19 protein-coding genes and 2 pseudogenes are annotated in these 15,557 nt (G+C 58.0%); 10 read left to right on the forward strand and 11 right to left on the reverse strand.

Translation table 11 applies throughout. From position 1 onward, the window contains the following. From FHT75_RS30415 to FHT75_RS30425, 3 genes are all read left to right on the forward strand, one after another. Positions 1-249, forward strand: a 249-nt coding sequence (locus FHT75_RS30415) for an Hsp20 family protein (protein ID WP_183845670.1), incomplete at its 5' end; no start/stop codon positions are given. 74 nt (positions 250-323) lie between these two features. Next, the gene (locus FHT75_RS30420; RefSeq protein WP_183845671.1) at positions 324-623 is read left to right on the forward strand and encodes a DUF982 domain-containing protein; all 300 of its coding nucleotides are present in this window, start codon (positions 324-326) and stop codon (positions 621-623) included. Between the two features lie 9 nt (positions 624-632). Next, a complete protein-coding gene (locus FHT75_RS30425) occupies positions 633-911 on the forward strand; it encodes a hypothetical protein (protein ID WP_168319063.1) in 279 nt (92 codons plus the stop codon). Positions 912-1,060: 149 nt separating this feature from the next. Here the strand turns inward: FHT75_RS30425 and FHT75_RS30430 are convergent, their stop codons facing one another. Further along, positions 1,061-1,654 carry an HWE histidine kinase domain-containing protein gene (locus FHT75_RS30430; RefSeq protein ID WP_281413885.1) on the reverse strand — a complete coding sequence of 198 codons (594 nt, stop codon included), beginning with the start codon at positions 1,652-1,654 and terminating at the stop codon, positions 1,061-1,063. Positions 1,655-2,299: 645 nt separating this feature from the next. Here FHT75_RS30430 and FHT75_RS30435 point away from each other — a divergent pair. After that, entirely contained in the window at positions 2,300-2,578 is a 279-nt protein-coding gene (locus tag FHT75_RS30435; protein ID WP_183845673.1) for a hypothetical protein, read from the forward strand. 61 nt (positions 2,579-2,639) lie between these two features. Then, positions 2,640-2,861, forward strand: a complete 222-nt coding sequence (locus tag FHT75_RS30440) for a hypothetical protein (protein ID WP_183845674.1) — start codon at positions 2,640-2,642, stop codon at positions 2,859-2,861. A gap of 610 nt (positions 2,862-3,471) precedes the next feature. On the opposite strand, the gene FHT75_RS30445 is transcribed toward FHT75_RS30440, so the two are convergent. After that, positions 3,472-3,831, reverse strand: a complete 360-nt coding sequence (locus FHT75_RS30445; RefSeq protein WP_183845675.1) for a hypothetical protein — start codon at positions 3,829-3,831, stop codon at positions 3,472-3,474. Between the two features lie 231 nt (positions 3,832-4,062). On the opposite strand from FHT75_RS30445, the gene FHT75_RS30450 reads away from it, so the two are divergent. Beyond that, positions 4,063-4,815: a Crp/Fnr family transcriptional regulator gene (locus FHT75_RS30450; RefSeq protein WP_183845676.1), complete on the forward strand. Its 753-nt coding sequence runs from the start codon at positions 4,063-4,065 to the stop codon at positions 4,813-4,815. A gap of 87 nt (positions 4,816-4,902) precedes the next feature. Here the strand turns inward: FHT75_RS30450 and FHT75_RS36525 are convergent, their stop codons facing one another. From FHT75_RS36525 to FHT75_RS30465, 3 genes are all read right to left on the reverse strand, one after another. Next, a complete protein-coding gene (locus tag FHT75_RS36525; RefSeq protein WP_409527384.1) occupies positions 4,903-5,019 on the reverse strand; it encodes a DUF6894 family protein in 117 nt (38 codons plus the stop codon). Between the two features lie 122 nt (positions 5,020-5,141). Beyond that, positions 5,142-5,444, reverse strand: a complete 303-nt coding sequence (locus tag FHT75_RS30460) for a hypothetical protein (protein ID WP_183845719.1) — start codon at positions 5,442-5,444, stop codon at positions 5,142-5,144. After that, the gene (locus FHT75_RS30465; RefSeq protein ID WP_183845677.1) at positions 5,444-5,710 is read right to left on the reverse strand and encodes a hypothetical protein; all 267 of its coding nucleotides are present in this window, start codon (positions 5,708-5,710) and stop codon (positions 5,444-5,446) included. Before FHT75_RS30465 ends, FHT75_RS30460 begins: the two co-directional genes overlap by 1 nt. A 422-nt stretch (positions 5,711-6,132) precedes the next feature. Between FHT75_RS30465 and FHT75_RS30470 the strand changes: the two are divergent. After that, a pseudogene (locus tag FHT75_RS30470) lies at positions 6,133-7,029 on the forward strand (hypothetical protein); the annotation flags it as partial. Here FHT75_RS30470 and FHT75_RS30475 read toward each other — a convergent pair. Together FHT75_RS30475 and FHT75_RS30480 are read right to left on the reverse strand one after the other, a co-directional pair. Continuing rightward, positions 6,996-7,160 (reverse strand): annotated as a pseudogene (locus FHT75_RS30475) (IS3 family transposase); the annotation flags it as partial. The pseudogenes FHT75_RS30470 and FHT75_RS30475 overlap by 34 nt on opposite strands. 159 nt (positions 7,161-7,319) lie before the next feature. Next, complete coding sequence (locus FHT75_RS30480; protein ID WP_183845678.1) at positions 7,320-7,574, reverse strand: hypothetical protein; 255 nt, start codon at positions 7,572-7,574, stop codon at positions 7,320-7,322. 404 nt (positions 7,575-7,978) lie between these two features. Between FHT75_RS30480 and FHT75_RS30485 the strand changes: the two genes are divergently transcribed. Next, the gene (locus tag FHT75_RS30485) at positions 7,979-8,653 is read left to right on the forward strand and encodes a transcriptional regulator (protein WP_183845679.1); all 675 of its coding nucleotides are present in this window, start codon (positions 7,979-7,981) and stop codon (positions 8,651-8,653) included. Between the two features lie 130 nt (positions 8,654-8,783). Beyond that, positions 8,784-9,338: a hypothetical protein gene (locus FHT75_RS30490; RefSeq protein ID WP_183845680.1), complete on the forward strand. Its 555-nt coding sequence runs from the start codon at positions 8,784-8,786 to the stop codon at positions 9,336-9,338. Between the two features lie 187 nt (positions 9,339-9,525). On the opposite strand, the gene FHT75_RS30495 is transcribed toward FHT75_RS30490, so the two are convergent. Genes FHT75_RS30495 through iolD form a run of 4 tightly spaced genes read right to left on the reverse strand, consistent with a single transcriptional unit; the run spans position 9,526 to position 14,442 of the window. Further along, on the reverse strand, positions 9,526-10,701 hold the full coding sequence (locus FHT75_RS30495; RefSeq protein WP_210299138.1) for a Gfo/Idh/MocA family protein: 1,176 nt from the start codon (positions 10,699-10,701) through the stop codon (positions 9,526-9,528). Positions 10,702-10,708: 7 nt separating this feature from the next. Then, the gene (locus FHT75_RS30500; RefSeq protein WP_183845681.1) at positions 10,709-11,764 is read right to left on the reverse strand and encodes a sugar phosphate isomerase/epimerase family protein; all 1,056 of its coding nucleotides are present in this window, start codon (positions 11,762-11,764) and stop codon (positions 10,709-10,711) included. A 4-nt stretch (positions 11,765-11,768) separates the two neighbouring features. Further along, positions 11,769-12,590 carry an SDR family oxidoreductase gene (locus tag FHT75_RS30505; protein WP_183845721.1) on the reverse strand — a complete coding sequence of 274 codons (822 nt, stop codon included), beginning with the start codon at positions 12,588-12,590 and terminating at the stop codon, positions 11,769-11,771. A gap of 1 nt (position 12,591) precedes the next feature. After that, the gene (gene iolD, locus FHT75_RS30510) at positions 12,592-14,442 is read right to left on the reverse strand and encodes a 3D-(3,5/4)-trihydroxycyclohexane-1,2-dione acylhydrolase (decyclizing) (protein WP_183845682.1); all 1,851 of its coding nucleotides are present in this window, start codon (positions 14,440-14,442) and stop codon (positions 12,592-12,594) included. A gap of 104 nt (positions 14,443-14,546) precedes the next feature. On the opposite strand from iolD, the gene iolG reads away from it, so the two are divergent. Further along, the gene (gene iolG / locus FHT75_RS30515; RefSeq protein ID WP_210299142.1) at positions 14,547-15,557 is read left to right on the forward strand and encodes an inositol 2-dehydrogenase; all 1,011 of its coding nucleotides are present in this window, start codon (positions 14,547-14,549) and stop codon (positions 15,555-15,557) included.

The following is a 15,557-nucleotide window of genomic DNA, read 5'->3' on the forward strand; positions in this document are numbered from 1 at the left end:
ACGGTCACCGGCAAGAAGCAGGAAGCGGCCACCGACGGCTACCTGCATCGCGGCATTGCCGGCCGGCCGTTCGAGCACCGGTTCGAACTCGCCGATCATGTCAGGGTGAACGGAGCTGACTTGAGCAACGGTCTACTGTCGATTGATTTGGTGCGCGAGATCCCGGAGGCGTTGAAGCCGCGCAAGATCTCCATCCAGAGCGCTGGGGCTTTCGCGCCCGCGCAAATCGAAGCGCAGAAGGCCGCTTGACCCCGCTTGGCCGGAGAACAAGGGCGCCGTCACGACGGCGCCCATTAACATTCCGGGTTGGAAAGGAGAGAGCGATGAAACCCGATATGTTCAAACAGCCTGTTTCCATTTTTGTCGGCCTTGGCTTCCCAGCAGAGGTTCGCAGCGTCATGGATGCCTACCGGCATCTTTCCGAGTGTTCGACGTCACTCAGGGACAGCGCGCATGCGATTGCGCTGAAGGCCTGCAGTGCGGCACTGCATGGCGAGATCGAAGCAGAAACCGCGCGGGGCCTGTTTGCGGCCTTCGCCGAGAAACACGATCTGCTGGCGCCGGAAACCAATATGATCGCGGTCTCACGCCTGCGGCGTGACCGCGATCCACACGTACAGTGAGGTGGTCCGATGACGCATGACATGTTGCAGCAGGCGGCCAGCAACGCGATGGCGATGGGTCCTGCGGTCTTGCTTCAGGGTATGCAGCTTCGGCGGCCAATCGATGTGGTGAGAGCGCCGGCTCTTTCCGTCGATGATAAGCGAACGATCCTCGCGGCCTGGGCCTCCGACTTTTACGCTATCGATTCGATGCCGGCTCTCCGGCAGGTGCCGGGAATGCCAGAGCCGATTTCGATCGATGAGGTACAGTCCGCGCTGAAAGAACTCGATCGGCGCTATGGTATCTAACGAACCGCGCGTTCAAGCGGCCTGCTTCGACGATTTGGCGAGCCGCTTGATCGCCTGTTCGAGGAACGCTGCCCATCGAAGTAATCGTGCCAAGCGCTCGCCGCATCTCCTCCGCGGCAGGCTGTTTTGTTTTCGGCGCCTCGTTCCTGCTACAAATTGAGGTCGAGTTGCGGTTGGCTCTCTGTGGCATCACTTGGCTGATCACTGGTCAGCGACGACAGCGTCACTCCCAAAAGGCACACGGACCGATTGAAGGGATAGACGGTTGCCAGAAGCCCTGATGCCGCGTCCAATACATCCGCCAGGTTGACGAACGGCACTGTCGCAGTCCGACTGCGCGTTGCCTGGGTGAAGTCCGATCGTTCATTTCGAACATTCCACCGGGCGTCTATCTGGCCCTCGCCATTGCTCAGGGCTCCATATTTCGCAGCGTTGGTTGTGAGTTCGTGAATGACCATTCCCAAGGCGAGCCCACGCTCGGGATTGAGTTTCAGGTTCGGGCCCTCGACCGTGATACGCTCCGCCGCGAAGGGTGAAAGTTCCGCTGAGATTAACTCGTGCACAGAGGCCTCCTTCCAATGCTCTCGCGACAGCAGCCCGTAGGTCCGTGACATCGCCTTCAATCGGCCGATAAACGCTTCGTGAAATGCTTCTGGCGAAGAGGCGGAGTTCAGTGTCTGGGTCGCGATGCTGATAGTAACCGCAAGCATGTTCTTGACGCGATGATTGAGCTCGGAAATCAGAGTCCTTTCAACACGGGGTCAGGGACGAGGACGCGTTGACGCGGCTTGTGAGAAGCCCTGGCTTGATATCACCGCGTCCGGCGGCACGATCAGCAGCTTGGAAGACCACATGCCGACTGATCGCTGACAACCGGCGACAAGCCAAATGGCCTTTTTCAGTACATTAGCGGCCGCCCAACGCACAGGAGAGTTAGTGCTCGGGGTTAAGCAAATGATCGCTGAGCGGCCAAGAATGAAATATCAAATATCGAGCGGCAGTTGTAGCTCAAATTTCTATGGCGCGACGGTTAATGCTTTCGTCGCGCAAACAGACATTCCGGTAGATACCAGGATGTGGATAAGATAACTCCACAAAGTAATTTATTGTAATGTGATGCAGGTTCGTCTACAGCCAATTTTCAGCGCCAAAGGCGAGATTTACAAGTCACCCCCCACATTCATCCCCCGCTCACGCGGGGGTAATCCTTACGGCACTAGGCTGGGTAGGGACGTTTCTTGATCCAACGCCATCTAGCGTGGCTCAACCGACATCCCCGTGCGATGTCAACCTTCCGGTAACCTAAACCGCTCTTTACGTTCGTACGGCAGGTTGTTTTCCGCTATGCGTATTTCTCGTTAAACTTGCGTAAAGGGAGCGACCTATCAATGAACTCCACCATGCCGATAACAGTGCACAACTGGTTCGACGGCACCCTGAACAAAAAGTTCGGCTCCCTTTTAAATGCTGTCGAATATGTAGGAAAGTTCTCCAGCGACCTCAGGGCGATAGAAATCCTCTACCATATCGGCGATCATCAATATCGGATCATTTCGGGCAACGAACTGGCCGCGATGATTACCCAGGTCAACGCGCGCCACCTATTGCAGATCCTGCTCGCCTCCGCAGCCGTTACTCACGAGCGGCAGACGGCACAAGCATCTTGAAGAGCCGCGTCGAGAACCTATCTGAATCCATAGGCGGTTAATCTCGGCGGAGGAGCAGGTTATGTCGCTGCTAAGTCTCCTTTATCTGGATGATCATGGCATTGAACTGGTCTCCAATGCCGTTAGGCAGTGGTGTCAGGACCGCCAGGTCTCAATGCAAAGCGTTCAAGGCCAAAAGGCCATGGGTATTGCTATCGATAAGGTACTCGCCGGTGAATCGTCGCCGGCGGCTCTTGTTGAGGCAATCGATAGCGATATGCAGGTCGACCTCACGGGCAAATAGCTCGCGAGGAAATGGCCATTTGGTGCGGAACCGCACGGAACTTATCCGACTGTCATTTGTTGGACAAAATGGATCGCACAGGTGGCCCCATACCGGGGCCGTCCGCTTCCCTTCCTTTCCTGTGCGATCCGCCCTTTCCAGCAACTGCCCCGTTTCGGCGGGGCTCCTTTTTGGTCCGCGGCGCGCCCGGCGCGAGGCCGCAACGGCCCCGGAATCATGACCTCACACATTAAAGATAAAGAATCCGCTGGCACGGGAACAATAGCCTTCGTTGATGGTAAGATGCCTCGCCGAGCGGAGAGGTGTAAAGCCACATGACACCTCGCCGTTGGGCCCACTCGTACACCTGAGCCTGCCCCGCTCCTAGAAAAAGTGGGGCTTTTTTTTGGCAATTGACGACGTTCCAGGTGGACGTTTGTGTCACGCGGTTGCGTGTCTTCTTGGCTGGTGGTTCCTTTCGTTTCTAGGCAATGTTCTTATTTTGTTCGTACTGGTGATTTAGTCAATCAGGAATCTGTTGGAGGCCGAATGGAGGAGTGGACATTGGCACCTGAATGCCTTGTCGCTGAGGCAAATCAACGTGGTTTTGCCCTGTGGACAACTTGTGGGTTCAGCGAACTGGCATTGGGGCGTGGCCAGTGAACATGATCCGGCCACGCACTCGCAATTCGTCGATGCGATCGGCACTGAACACTTCGGAGGGATAGCCGGCAGCGACGTTGTCAGATGTCAGGGATAACTCTCCATCCATCGACCAACGCGCCCGTGCTCGCCCGGTCGCATGGATCGTGGCGGCCGCCGAAGGCATGAGGAACATGATGCTGTCGACACGGTCATCGTCACGCACAAAGGCAAAGGCCGCGAAATCTTGCCTGAAATCACCGATCGCGGAAATGTTTGCCGCCGAGATGTTCAGTATTGGAAAACGACGGCAAAGGTCTGGGATGAAAAGCGTGGCTTCGTGCAGCAAATGAAGACAGAGCTCGAGATAGGGGAGCACAGGCCGGACACGCGACTCACACCTTGCCTCGAAAGCCGCAATAGCTGATCCGTCTGGCGCCCAATTTATTCGAATTGTCAGAACCGCACACAGCCCCCCGGCCATATGGCTGTGATGTCCTTCATGATGCATAAGCGTATCCTTGAGGCGACCATCAAGGCTGCTGGTATGAGCGCGGGCTCCCTCCCGAAGGAGACGTGCATGTCCATCCCCGATCAGAGTAGCGTTCGCAATTTGCTGCTGAAGTCTCTGCCCGTCGAAGCCTTCGAAATGCTCGCCGCTGATGCCGAAAAAGTCCATCTGCCGACCAGGCACGTCCTGGTCGAATCCGACCAGCCGAACGACCATGTCTGTTTCATCGAGGACGGTCTGGCCTCGATGGTCGCGACAAGTGTCGAAGATGAAGCTGTCGAGGTTGGGCATATCGGATATGAAGGTATGGTGGGATCCCATGTCGTGCTAAGGACGGATACAACTCCCAACCGGACCTTCCTGCAGGTCGAGGGCTCCGGTTTTCTGGTTCCCGTCGGCACCTTGAAACGGGCAACGGCGGAGTTCCCGACGGCCAATGACCTATTCTTGAATTACGTTCACTGTTGCGACATACAACTTGCGCAATCGGCCCTCGCCAACGCCCGTTATAATATGCACGAGCGGCTCGCTCGCTGGCTGTTGATGTGCCATGACCGCCTCATCGGAAACGATTTACCTCTCACGCATGAATTCCTTGCGCTGATGCTCGGCGTGCGCCGATCGGGGGTCACCAACGAGCTGCATATCATCGAGGGGATGAGGGCGATCAGGGCCACTCGCGGCAATGTCAGGATCATCGACAGGGAAAAACTGGAAGAAATCGCCGCGGGATGCTACGGCGTGCCGGAGCGGGAATATGAGCGCCTGATTGGCCTGACGACGCGCCGGGCGGTCATTCGAAAGGTCGGATCGCTTCCGTGAAGGGCACGATCAGGAGAACGCCCCCGTCATCGTCAAAAACGCGAACTTCCCTGGCGGAAATGTCCTTCCCCGAAAGCACAGCTTGACTCATTCGCGCGCGTCGCGGATGGCCTCACGCTTGGCGTCTTCTGTCGCCAGCTCGGTACCTTCGAAGTCGGCGATCGTTCCTGTAGCGGAAACGATGTCGAAGTAAAATATTGGCATTTCCTGCCCCATCTGCGGCACCTGTCACAAATCCCGGGTCAGTTCCTTAAAAATCGTCGCAGCCGCCTCCCGGCTAGGTCAATCTGGGAGGCAGCGGAACATGCATCGCGAGGCCTCGCCTATCAATTGTAAGTGCTGCAGGCCTCGTCAGCCCTCCGATCAGTCATCGTCGCGCGAAGTTGGAGGAGTTCATCGACAATTCTCTGAAAACAGTCATCGTCGGCGCTGGCGATCGATAACGTCGAAGCGCGGATCGTCTGAAGCAGACGATTGAGGGCCGGGTATCGGTCGCCACCGCCGCTTGCGGCGTCGCGATCACAGATTTCTTGAAGCTCATCAACGATGTGCCGCACGACATTCTGCCGCTCGAAGCTGTCGAGGGTAGAGGGATCGACGGCTTCCCATTCGAGATGACCGATATCCATCACGACACACAGGTTTCGCTAAGATCAGACGACGGCGGCAGGCAAGACTGCGCTTCCAAATGCATATATCGCACTAGGCCGCTAAGTTTATGTTGATCTCGGATGCCGCACTCGAACCAGGAAACAAGCTCCCTAGCAACATGCCGCGCTGCCTGACTGCCCATGCCACAGGATTTTTCCTGGCACCACCCCTGCAAAATAGCTTGCAACATGGCGATGTCGGCAGGTTGTAGAGCTGGCTTCGTAATTCCGGTGTGCTGCGTCATGTGTTCCTCCCCAGGAATATAAGCGCATCCTAATTTCAAGAATTTCGAATTCAACCGCTCGTGCGGAACCGTACGAATCCGGTTCGCCCCCCGACCCATCGTGGCCACGGAACAAACCCAGCACGATCGGGTTTGGCAGGTCGAATTAGGATTTTGCGGCCACATGATGCGGGGCAGCGTCGGCGTATGTTCGTCGCATGCGTTCGCCGGGCACGGCCCAGCGCCTTTTACATTTCCCATCGGAATGGACGGAACTGAGGTTGCGCGCTCAAGGTGACTTGGAACGGAAGGTGACAGCACCGTCTGGGCGACTAGCGATCGACGCGCTTCATATTAAGATGTCCGACTTGAAACAATCCTTGGCCGCAGCATCTGCTAGTGCTTTGCCGAACGATTGGGCACACTGCGAGCGACACGGGTAGATGACGAGTCATAACGGTTCGAGAGAGATGGAGAGCGGAAAGGCCGGCGGGTTTCGCGGCCGTCTCCGGCGTCATCGTACCCAGCTCATCGCAGGGGCGACGCTCATCGTTTTCTGCATGGTCGGATATTCGATCACGCAGCTTACCGACGAAGTTAGCTACGACGACGTCGTTAATGCGCTGGCTACTACCCGCGCCAGCGCGATCCTTCTCGCAGTTCTCTTCACTGGTCTCAGTTTCTTTGCGCTGATCTTCTACGATCTGAAAGCCACCGACTATATCGGCAGGAAGTTGCCCTTTTCGCATGTCGCGCTCACGGCTTTCAGCGCTTACGCGGTCGGCAATGCCGCGGGTTTCGGGCGGCACCATCCGCTACTGGTCCTATTCACGTCTCGGCCTCACGCCGGAGGATATCGGCCGCGTCATCGCCTTCGTCACGCTGTCTTTCGGTCTCGGGATTGCGAGCTTCACGGCGATCGCGCTGATGATCATAGCAGATGAAATCGGGCCGCTGATCAACACCAATGCACTGCTGCTGCGGATCATTGCCGGGCGATCCTGACGGCGCTCGGCGTGGTGGTCTATCTCGGACGGGATGGGAGGGTGGTCAATCTCGGACCGATCGCCGTCTGCCTGCCGGATTCGCGCACATGGTTGCGCCAGTTCCTAGTTACCGCATTCGATGTCGCTGCGTCTGCGACCGTCCTTTACGTTCTCCTGCCCCAGACCGCGATCAGCTGGCCTGTGTTCCTGGCGGTCTATGCGATCGCGGTCGGGCTCGGCGTGCTCAGCCACGTTCCGGCCGGTCTTGGGGTTTTCGAAACCGTCATCATCGCCTCGCTCGGCAGTGCAGTGACTATCGATCGGATATTGTCCTCAACCCCCTCTTTCAGACTTTCGATACTGCGATTGGGGTGGAAGAACTCGGATTTGAGGGTGGCGAAGAAGCTCTCCATTGCGGCGTTGTCGAGGCAGTTGCCCTTGCGTGACATGCTCTGGGCGATGTTGCGGCTTTCGAGCATGCGCTGCGCATCTCCAGATCGGCCATCAGTTCGAAACGCTCTTCATCCGTCAGGACTCCAGAACCGAGGCGAACTAGCGCTCCGAGACGCCCGCAAAATTGGTCACGATGCACTTCCTGCTGATGGCTTAGTTATGTCTTTCACCGATCAGCGATTTCTTAGGCGTCATCTCCCTGGCAGGTCCTTCTCGGTCGTCGCGGGTGCCGGAAGCTTTTGCTGCGACTCTTCCCTGTCCGACGCCCGCATCGGGGCCGTCGACGCACCGGCGACATAGTGGCCGAGCCCGAGCGCGCCGATAGCAACGACAAATGCACCCGATATGGCGAGGACGGACCTCTGCCCATCCTGGTTGATCATTCCGAAAGCAAGAGCAACCCCCAGAAGAGCTGCTCCTCCTGCCACTAGCCAGAGATAATTCATTAGCATCAGCTCCAATGTCCGGCGCCTAACCCTGAGAAATAACGAAGGTTCCCAGCTACCCCAAAATAGCGGAGTCAACGGTTCTGGCGCGGCGAGGCTTTCGAGGCCAGCACCCGGCCCTTGTTGCTATGGGGTTCACGTTTTAGGTCAGAAAGATCGCATAAATGGATTGTCGGGAACCTGTGCGAAAGTCTCGGGACGAACTACTTGTCGCCGTTTCCTTTCAAGAACGTTGAGCGCATAGACCGCCCTCAGCCCCCATCCGATTGGCCACAAATTCTGCTGCGGGAATGGTGCGGTGATCGGAAATGACGGTGGGTGTAGACTGGTAGTCCGGTAGGCGCTATTCGTGATGTACCAGCATATCATCAAACCCTTCCGCGGATTTTCCAGGGCCTCTTATATTGAAAAAAGTGCAACGCAGCTTTGCCGCCGAGTACAAGACCGGCAGGCGAAATCTCGATACCAAGTCAAACTCGATCTGGGGCAACGTGGATCTAAAGTCCGCCGCTAGAGACCTGGAGGAAGAGGCAATGACGTTTCTGTCGGGCAGCTCTCAGAATGGCAAATCCGACAATGAAATGTCTTTACCAAAAGTAGATCAGCCCGAGTCGTTGTTGACACCGCCTCCCTGGCCGTCGACAACTGCATCAGATACGCAGGAGATAAGCATGGCCGACGAGACTGATACGGCAATGAGTGCCGCTGTTCCGACCGTTGTCGAAACGCCCATTGCGCCGAAAAAACAGCGCAAACCGCGCGCCAAGAAAGCGGCGGCACTCGAGACCGCGCCAGCTGACGCTTCGGCAGAGCCAACAGCTGCTCTGACCGGCGCCGGTGGTGGGAAGAGGAGAGGGCGCAAGGCAAAGGTGATCGAAGCTGCGTCCAGTGCCAAACGCGCACCTGTGAGCCGTGCTCCAAAGGCCGAGCAGACAGCCTCGGCCGCGCCGATCGCGGCGATCGATGAGATGGCAGACCTTTTGCAGTTAGAAGAGGAAAATCAGCGGCTGCGCAAGCTGTTGGCTGAAAAACTTCGCGCTGAAAATGCCGATTTGCGCAAACGGCTCAAGCTCGATTGATATATAAACAGCCGGTCAACCGCCGGCCGCATTTCCATGCGTATTGAGATAACAATTTGGCAACGGTGAATGCTGTTGCCGGAACTAAAACTCACTGCCTGCTTGCGGAATAAAACGCGAGGTCGGATAAATGGCGTCTCCCTGGAAACTTCTTGCCCGACTGATCTCCCCGGGACGCGAACACAAGAGCGAAAACGGCTCGACCGAGAAGGTTACGCCGGACGCGTTGGCTATTTCGGGTCCGACTGAAACGCTTGCCGAGGAGAGCCTGATTAGCGCTGCTCGAGCGGCAAGTGAGGAGCTACCTCGTCACGATCATGCCGCTGTAATCTCCGCAGTGCCTGTGCATGCCGAAGAAGCCGGAAGCGATGTCCGCGACACGGTCGACGGCGATGTCGCCAGAATGGCGGAGGTCGCTAATCCGGCTATATTCGGGGGTACTGGTATCGACGTCACCGCTGCACATGATACCCCTGGGATCAGGCGAACTGTCGAGGTCGCACCGCGCAAGCAAAGGAGCCGCGGCAAGGAAGCGGTGGCGATAGCGAACGATCGTCAGGTTATCCACACTGCAAACGAGATGAGCCTCGATGACGAGATCAAGGTGCTGAGGGGTCAGTTGGCCAGAAAGCTAACGCTGCAAAACGCGCAGTTGAGAAAAATGCTAGACCGGTTTGAACGGTGAGCGTGGCGCGCTGCCTGCCCATTAACCCCGGATCGATTGCAAGCCTGTTGCAGGAGAACGAATCTCAGATTTGAATAGGGTGTCGCCGGTTCGAGTCCTTTCAAGGCGTGCATGCAATATTGCGTTCTCTTTGTGATCGCTAAGACAAGCGACTGCAGGATGTGCCTGCAGTCGCTGTCCCTATCTGTTAAACCGCAACGGGTCTCAGCCAAGGTTGATTGTCGGCCGCGGCGCTATCGACAACGGCATCGACGAATGCAACGCCTTTGAGTCCGTCATAGGCGGTCGGAATATCCCTTCCAAGGGCGGTTGCTTCGCGCCCATCGTGCTTTGCACGAATAGCTTCGGCGAAGCCGGCATATAGGTTTGCAAAAGCCTCAAGGTATCCCTCAGGATGCCCCGGAGGCGTACGTGTGCGGACTTTCGCAGCCTCGGAAAGCTCGTCGGCGCCTCGTTTGATAATTTCGGTACGACCGTTGAGACGAGCGTGCACGAGTTCGTTCGGCTGCTCCTGAAACCAGCTCAGCGATGCTGTTTCACCGAACACACGCAGCCGTACACCGTTCGACGAGCCGAGGGCCACCTGCGACGACCACAAAAGCCCGCGCGCGCCACCTTCATATCGCAGCATCACGTGGGCGTTGTCATCGAGTGCCCGTCCTTCCACGAATGTTGCCAGGTCTGCGGTCAAGGACTCTAGCTTCAGGCCCGAGACAAAACCGGCCAGGTGATAGGCATGTGTGCCGATATCGCCGATCGAGCCACCACGGCCGTTCTTTTTCGGATCGGTACGCCAGGCGGCCTGCGCGTTTCCTTCGCTTTCTATTGCGGTCGCCATCCATTCCAGGGGATATTCGACCTGAATTGTGCGGATTTTTCCAAGCATGCCTGCCGAAACCATGTGCTTGGCTTCGTGGATCATCGGGTAGCCGGAATAGGTATATGTGACGCCCATGAAGCGACCCGTCTCGCGAACGAGCCTTTCGAGCGCGACGGCGTCTTCCAGGGTGGCTGTCAGCGGCTTCTCGCAGATTACGTCAAATCCGGCTTCCAGAAAGGCCTTGGCGATTGGGAAATGTGTGAAATTGGGCGTGCAGATGGCGACGGCGTCGATCTGGTCTTCGCGACGGCTTTCGCCCGCGATCATCGCGCGGTAGTCGTCGTACGAACGACTCGCCTCCAAACCCTCGCTGGCGGCGAACGCGTGGCCACGCGCCGCATCAACGTCGAAGGCTCCTGCAACGAGGCTCCACTGTCGGTCCTGACGCGCGGCGATGCGATGGATGTTGCCGATATAGGCACCGTTGCCGCCACCGACCATGCCAAGGCGAAGGGGCTTATTAACCGTAGAACTGGAAGTCATATTATCCTCAATCAAGACCGAGCATGGCGCGATTGGCGTCCTTGTTGGCGGCGGATTTTACGAAGTCATCGAACGCACGGTCGGCAACTTTGATGATGTGATCCCGGATGAACTTTGCGCCCTCTGCGGCGCCATCGTCCTGGTTCTTGATGAAGCACTCCCATTCGAGAACTGCCCAGCCGTCGAAGTCGTAAGTTGCAAGCTTGGTGAAGACCGAACCGAAGTCGACCTGCCCGTCGCCGAGCGAGCGGAAACGGCCGGCACGCTTTGACCACGGCTGGAAGCCGCCATAGGCGCCGGTCTTGCCGTTCGGTCGGAACTCGGCATCCTTTACGTGAAACATCTTAATGCGTTCGTGGTAGTGTTCGATGAATTCCAGATAGTCGAGTGCCTGCAGCACGAAGTGGCTCGGATCGTAGAGGATGTTGCAGCGCGGATGATTGCCCACGCGCTCCAGGAACATCTCGAAGGTCAGCCCGTCATGAACGTCCTCGCATGGATGGATCTCGAAGCAGAGGTCGACACCCTGTTCGTCAAAGTCATTCAGGATCGGCGTCCAACGTTTTGCAAGCTCGTCAAAGGCTTCATCGACAAGACCCTCGGGCCATTGGGGATAGGGGTAGAGGTAGGGCCAAAGGAGCGAGCCGGTGAAGGTGACATGCCGGTCGATACCGAGGTTGCGAGAGGCGCGGGCGGCAAATCGCATCTGCTCCTCGGCCCAGGCTCGGCGGGCCGCCGGATTGTTGTGAACGTGAGCGGGCGCAAAGCTGTCCATGATGCGGTCGTGGGCCGGGTGCACGGCGACCAGCTGGCCCGTAATGTGCGAGCCGAGCTCCGTGGCTTCGAGACCGCTTTCCGCAAGGACGCCCCTAAGATCGTCGCAATAGGATTTGCTCTCGGCCGCCGTCTTCATATCGATCAGGCGGGTGTCCCAGGTCGGGATCTGCACGCCGGCGAAGCCTCGGGCCGATACCCACTTCGAAAGCGTTGGCAGTGAGTTATACGGGGCCTCGTCGGCTGCGAATTGTGCAAGATAGATGCCCGGTCCTTTGATCGTCTTCATTGTCTCACCTCTCAGAAAGAGCTGTTGCCGGCGCAGGAGGGCCGCCGTCGTAGGCTCCCCACACCGATTGATCGAAATGGACGACCGAACCCGTCATCATCCCGGAGTCGTCTGATGCCAGAAAGAGGACGGCGCGAGCAACCTCCTCGGGAGCCAAGATTCGCCCGAAAGGCTGATCGCCTGCCGCCTTGGTAAGCCAGTCGGAATCGGCGCCGTGGTATTCTCGTTGAATTCGGTCCTCGCCGTCCGAAGCCATCCAGCCGATGTCGAGCTGGTTCACCCTGATCTGATTGCGCATCAGCGCATAGCCGGAATTGCGGGTGAGCGTTGCCAGTGCCCCCTTGGACGCAGAATAAGGCGCAAGGAAAGGTTGACCCGCGTGCTCGGACGTCGACCCGATATTGATCATGCTTCCCCTGACGCTATCGCGGATCATCAGTTTGGCCACTTCTTGCATCAGGAAGAACGGCGCACGCACATTGATGGCAAACATCCGGTCGAAGAGGTCCTGCGTTGAATTCAGCAGATTGCCACGATCGGTGAGTCCGGCTGCGTTGACGAGGATATCGATGCGGCCGACCGCCATTTCGGCAGATGCAATCACGTTCCGGCAATCGGAGACCTGGCTGAGATCGGCCTGGACGAACGTCACAGGCACACCTGTCTCCTCGGTGATCGAGCTGGCGACGGCATCGCCTTTTTCTCGGTTGCGACCGCAGGTGACGATACCCACCGCACCAGCCTTGGCAAACAGCTTCGCAATAGCCGCGCCAAGACCCTGGGTGCCGCCCGTGATGACGGCATATTTTCCGTCGATCCTGTTCATATCAGACACCCACCCGTTGCTTAGAACGGATCTTTTCCTGATCGGCGCGCGCCTTCCGGACGGATTCGCGTTCTGAAACCTCGGGAACGCCGACATCCCAATCCGCATCGCCCGGCACCCAGGCATAGGCGTCCGTCACCAGCGTGACGATGGTCGTCCGATCGGTCGTCTGGGCCCATTCCATTGCCGCCTTAAGATCCGCAAGGCTCTCGCAGCGGCGCGCCAGCGCTCCCATGGATTCGGCGTGCTTAACGAAATCGACCGCGAACTGTTCCTTCACGCGGCAATCCTTGATGAGGTTGTTGAAGCCGGGCACCCCCTTGAACTGCTGCAGCCGGTTGATGACGGCATACCCGCCATTGTCGCAGACGACGACAATCATCTTGTGGCCCGACAGGACCGTCGAATAGATGTCGGAGTTCATCATCATATAGGTGCCGTCGCCAATCATGACGATCGGTGTACCGTGCCCCTCCTTGGCCATCGCATGGCCCCATCCGGCGGCAATCTCATAACCCATGCAGCTGAATCCGAATTCGCAGTCGAAGGTGTTCGTGTCCTTCACCCGCCAACCCTTGGTCACCTCGCCGGGCGTTCCGCCGGCAGCCGCAATCAGCGTGTCGTTCGGCTTTGCTGTCTCATTGACGATGCCGATCACCTGCGCATAGGTCGGGATCGGGCCGTTGGTGATCGCTTGGTGCTGGTCGAGCAACCTGTCCCAGTCCGCGAATAACGACTTCGCCCTTGGCATGAGGTCCGGATCAGCCTTCCAGTCGCCCAGCGACTCGTCGAGCTCCATAACGGTTTCGAGAGCATCGCCGACGACAGCGACAGCGCGATGCTTCACGGCGTCGAAGCGCGCGGTGTTGATCGAAATGAACCTGGCATCTTGGTGGAAGGCCGTCCAGGAGCCTGTCGTGAAGTCCTGAAGCCGCGTCCCGATGGCAAGGATGACATCCGCTTCCGCTGCCAACGCATTGGCCGAGGTCGAGCCTACGATTCCAATGGGTCCGGCATGGGCGGGATGGTCGTGCGTCAGCGCACCCTTGCCTGCGATCGTCTCGACGATCGGAATGCCGCGCTTGATCGCAAAATCCGCGACATTTTCTTCCGCCAGCGAATAGCGGACGCCACCGCCGGATATAATGAGCGGCTTTTTCGCGGATTTCAAAAGTGCTGCGGCTTCAGAGAGCTTCCGTCTGTCGGCGCGTGGACGTGGTATCGACCATAGTGTCGGTTCAAAGAAGGCCAGCGGATATTCGAAGGCGACTTCCTGCGTGTCCTGCGAGAGGCCGATGAAGGCAGGCCCGCAATCGGCGGGATCGAGCATTGCCGCGATCGCCTGCGGCAGCGACGAGATAATCTGCTCGGGCAGAATAATCCGATCCCAGTAGCGAACAACGGGCTTGAAGGCATCGTTGACGGTGATGGTTGGATCACTGAAATGTTCGACTTGTTGAAGGACGGGGTCCGGGACGCGGTTGGCGAAGGTGTCACCAGCAATCAAGAGAACGGGCAGGCGGTTTGCATGGGCTGTGCCCGCCGCGGTGATCATGTTGGCGGCACCAGGTCCAATGGAGCTCGCAGCAACCATCAACTGTCGCCGGCGCTTGGCCTTTGCAAACGCGATCGCAGCCAGCGCCATTGACTGCTCGTTTTGGCCGCGCCAGGTCGGCAACTGGTCTTGAACGGATTCCAGCGCCTCGGATAGGCAAGTCACGTTGCCGTGGCCAAAAATGCCGAAGACACCCGCAAAGAGCGGGACGCGTTGTCCGTCTATCGCGGTGAATTGGTTGCACAAAAAGCGAACGAGCGCCTGCGCCATCGTCAGGCGGACGGTGTTCCGAGACATCCGGATTCTCCTCCCATTGGTCGTGTTTCAAGGACGGTACGAAATATTTATTGACAAAGCAATAGTTACGCAACAATCATTGCAAAAATTCGATTGGGAGGATCCTGATGCTTAAAATCGCCGTTCTCGGCTGCGGGCGGATAGGCCGGATGCACGCCGAAAACATCGCGGCCCATCCGCGTGCGACCCTTGCCGGCGTGTTCGATATTCATCGTCCGGCGGCCGTCGAAGTCGGCAGCAAACTCGCCACCACAGTCTTCGATGCGGTCGACGAGGTTTTCTCGAGCACGGTCGTCGACGCAGTTCTTATCGCAACCTCGACGCCGACCCATGCCGATTTCATCGAAAAGGCTGTGGCGGCGGGCAAGCCGATTCTGTGCGAAAAGCCGATCGACCTCAGCCTTGAGCGCGTCCAGCGTTGCGCAAACACGATCGGATCGACGGCGGTCCCCATCATGCTGGGCTTCGTCCGGCGTTTTGATCCAGGTCATAGAGCGGTACGAAACGCTATCCAGGCAGGTGATATCGGTGATCTCCATCAGGTCGTCATCACGTCCAGGGATCCCGGCATGCCGCCGGTTGCCTATGCGGAGGCCTCAGGCGGGATCTTTCGCGACATGACCATCCACGACTTCGACATGGCACGCTTCATACTGGGCGAGGAGGTGACTGAGGTCTTTTCTATCGGCAGCCGTCTGGTCGACCCGGTACTCATGGAACGGCTGGGCGACTACGACACCGCAAGCGTAGTGCTGACCACGGCGACCGGCAGGCAGTGCATCATCAACAATTCCCGTCAGGCAGCCTATGGATATGATCAACGCGTCGAGGCGCTTGGAACGAAGGGAATGGTGATCTCCGAAAACCGTCGCCCCAATATGACAACGCTCCACCGGGCAGAGTTCACGGGTCAAGGTGCTCCGCTCCTCAACTTCTTCATCGACCGGTACGCCGAAGCCTTTTCGACCGAGATCAGCGCCTTCGTCGATGCCATTGAAAGTGGCGGGCCTCCTGAGGTCGGCTTCGAGGATGGACGCCAGGCTCTGATCCTTGCCGAAGCAGCGATCAAATCCGCGGCCGAGGGTCGTACCGTCAAAACCAGCGAGATTGGGTGA

This window comes from Rhizobium sp. BK112 (assembly GCF_014193215.1).
Lineage (GTDB): Bacteria > Pseudomonadota > Alphaproteobacteria > Rhizobiales > Rhizobiaceae > Rhizobium > Rhizobium anhuiense.

Bases quoted from the DNA above. Each gene is read 5' to 3' on its own strand.
- FHT75_RS30425 (WP_168319063.1), top strand. From the start codon at position 633: ATGACGCATGACATGTTGCAGCAGGCGGCCAGCAACGCGATGGCGATG.
- FHT75_RS30495 (WP_210299138.1), bottom strand. From the start codon at position 10,701: ATGACTTCCAGTTCTACGGTTAATAAGCCCCTTCGCCTTGGCATGGTC.
- iolD (WP_183845682.1), bottom strand. From the start codon at position 14,442: ATGTCTCGGAACACCGTCCGCCTGACGATGGCGCAGGCGCTCGTTCGC.
- FHT75_RS30435 (WP_183845673.1), top strand. From the start codon at position 2,300: ATGAACTCCACCATGCCGATAACAGTGCACAACTGGTTCGACGGCACC.
- FHT75_RS30420 (WP_183845671.1), top strand. From the start codon at position 324: ATGAAACCCGATATGTTCAAACAGCCTGTTTCCATTTTTGTCGGCCTT.
- FHT75_RS30480 (WP_183845678.1), bottom strand. From the start codon at position 7,574: ATGAATTATCTCTGGCTAGTGGCAGGAGGAGCAGCTCTTCTGGGGGTT.
- FHT75_RS30440 (WP_183845674.1), top strand. From the start codon at position 2,640: ATGTCGCTGCTAAGTCTCCTTTATCTGGATGATCATGGCATTGAACTG.
- FHT75_RS30465 (WP_183845677.1), bottom strand. From the start codon at position 5,710: ATGACGCAGCACACCGGAATTACGAAGCCAGCTCTACAACCTGCCGAC.
- FHT75_RS30450 (WP_183845676.1), top strand. From the start codon at position 4,063: ATGTCCATCCCCGATCAGAGTAGCGTTCGCAATTTGCTGCTGAAGTCT.
- FHT75_RS30460 (WP_183845719.1), bottom strand. From the start codon at position 5,444: ATGGATATCGGTCATCTCGAATGGGAAGCCGTCGATCCCTCTACCCTC.
- FHT75_RS30500 (WP_183845681.1), bottom strand. From the start codon at position 11,764: ATGAAGACGATCAAAGGACCGGGCATCTATCTTGCACAATTCGCAGCC.
- FHT75_RS30505 (WP_183845721.1), bottom strand. From the start codon at position 12,590: ATGAACAGGATCGACGGAAAATATGCCGTCATCACGGGCGGCACCCAG.
- FHT75_RS36525 (WP_409527384.1), bottom strand. From the start codon at position 5,019: ATGCCAATATTTTACTTCGACATCGTTTCCGCTACAGGAACGATCGCC.
- FHT75_RS30490 (WP_183845680.1), top strand. From the start codon at position 8,784: ATGGCGTCTCCCTGGAAACTTCTTGCCCGACTGATCTCCCCGGGACGC.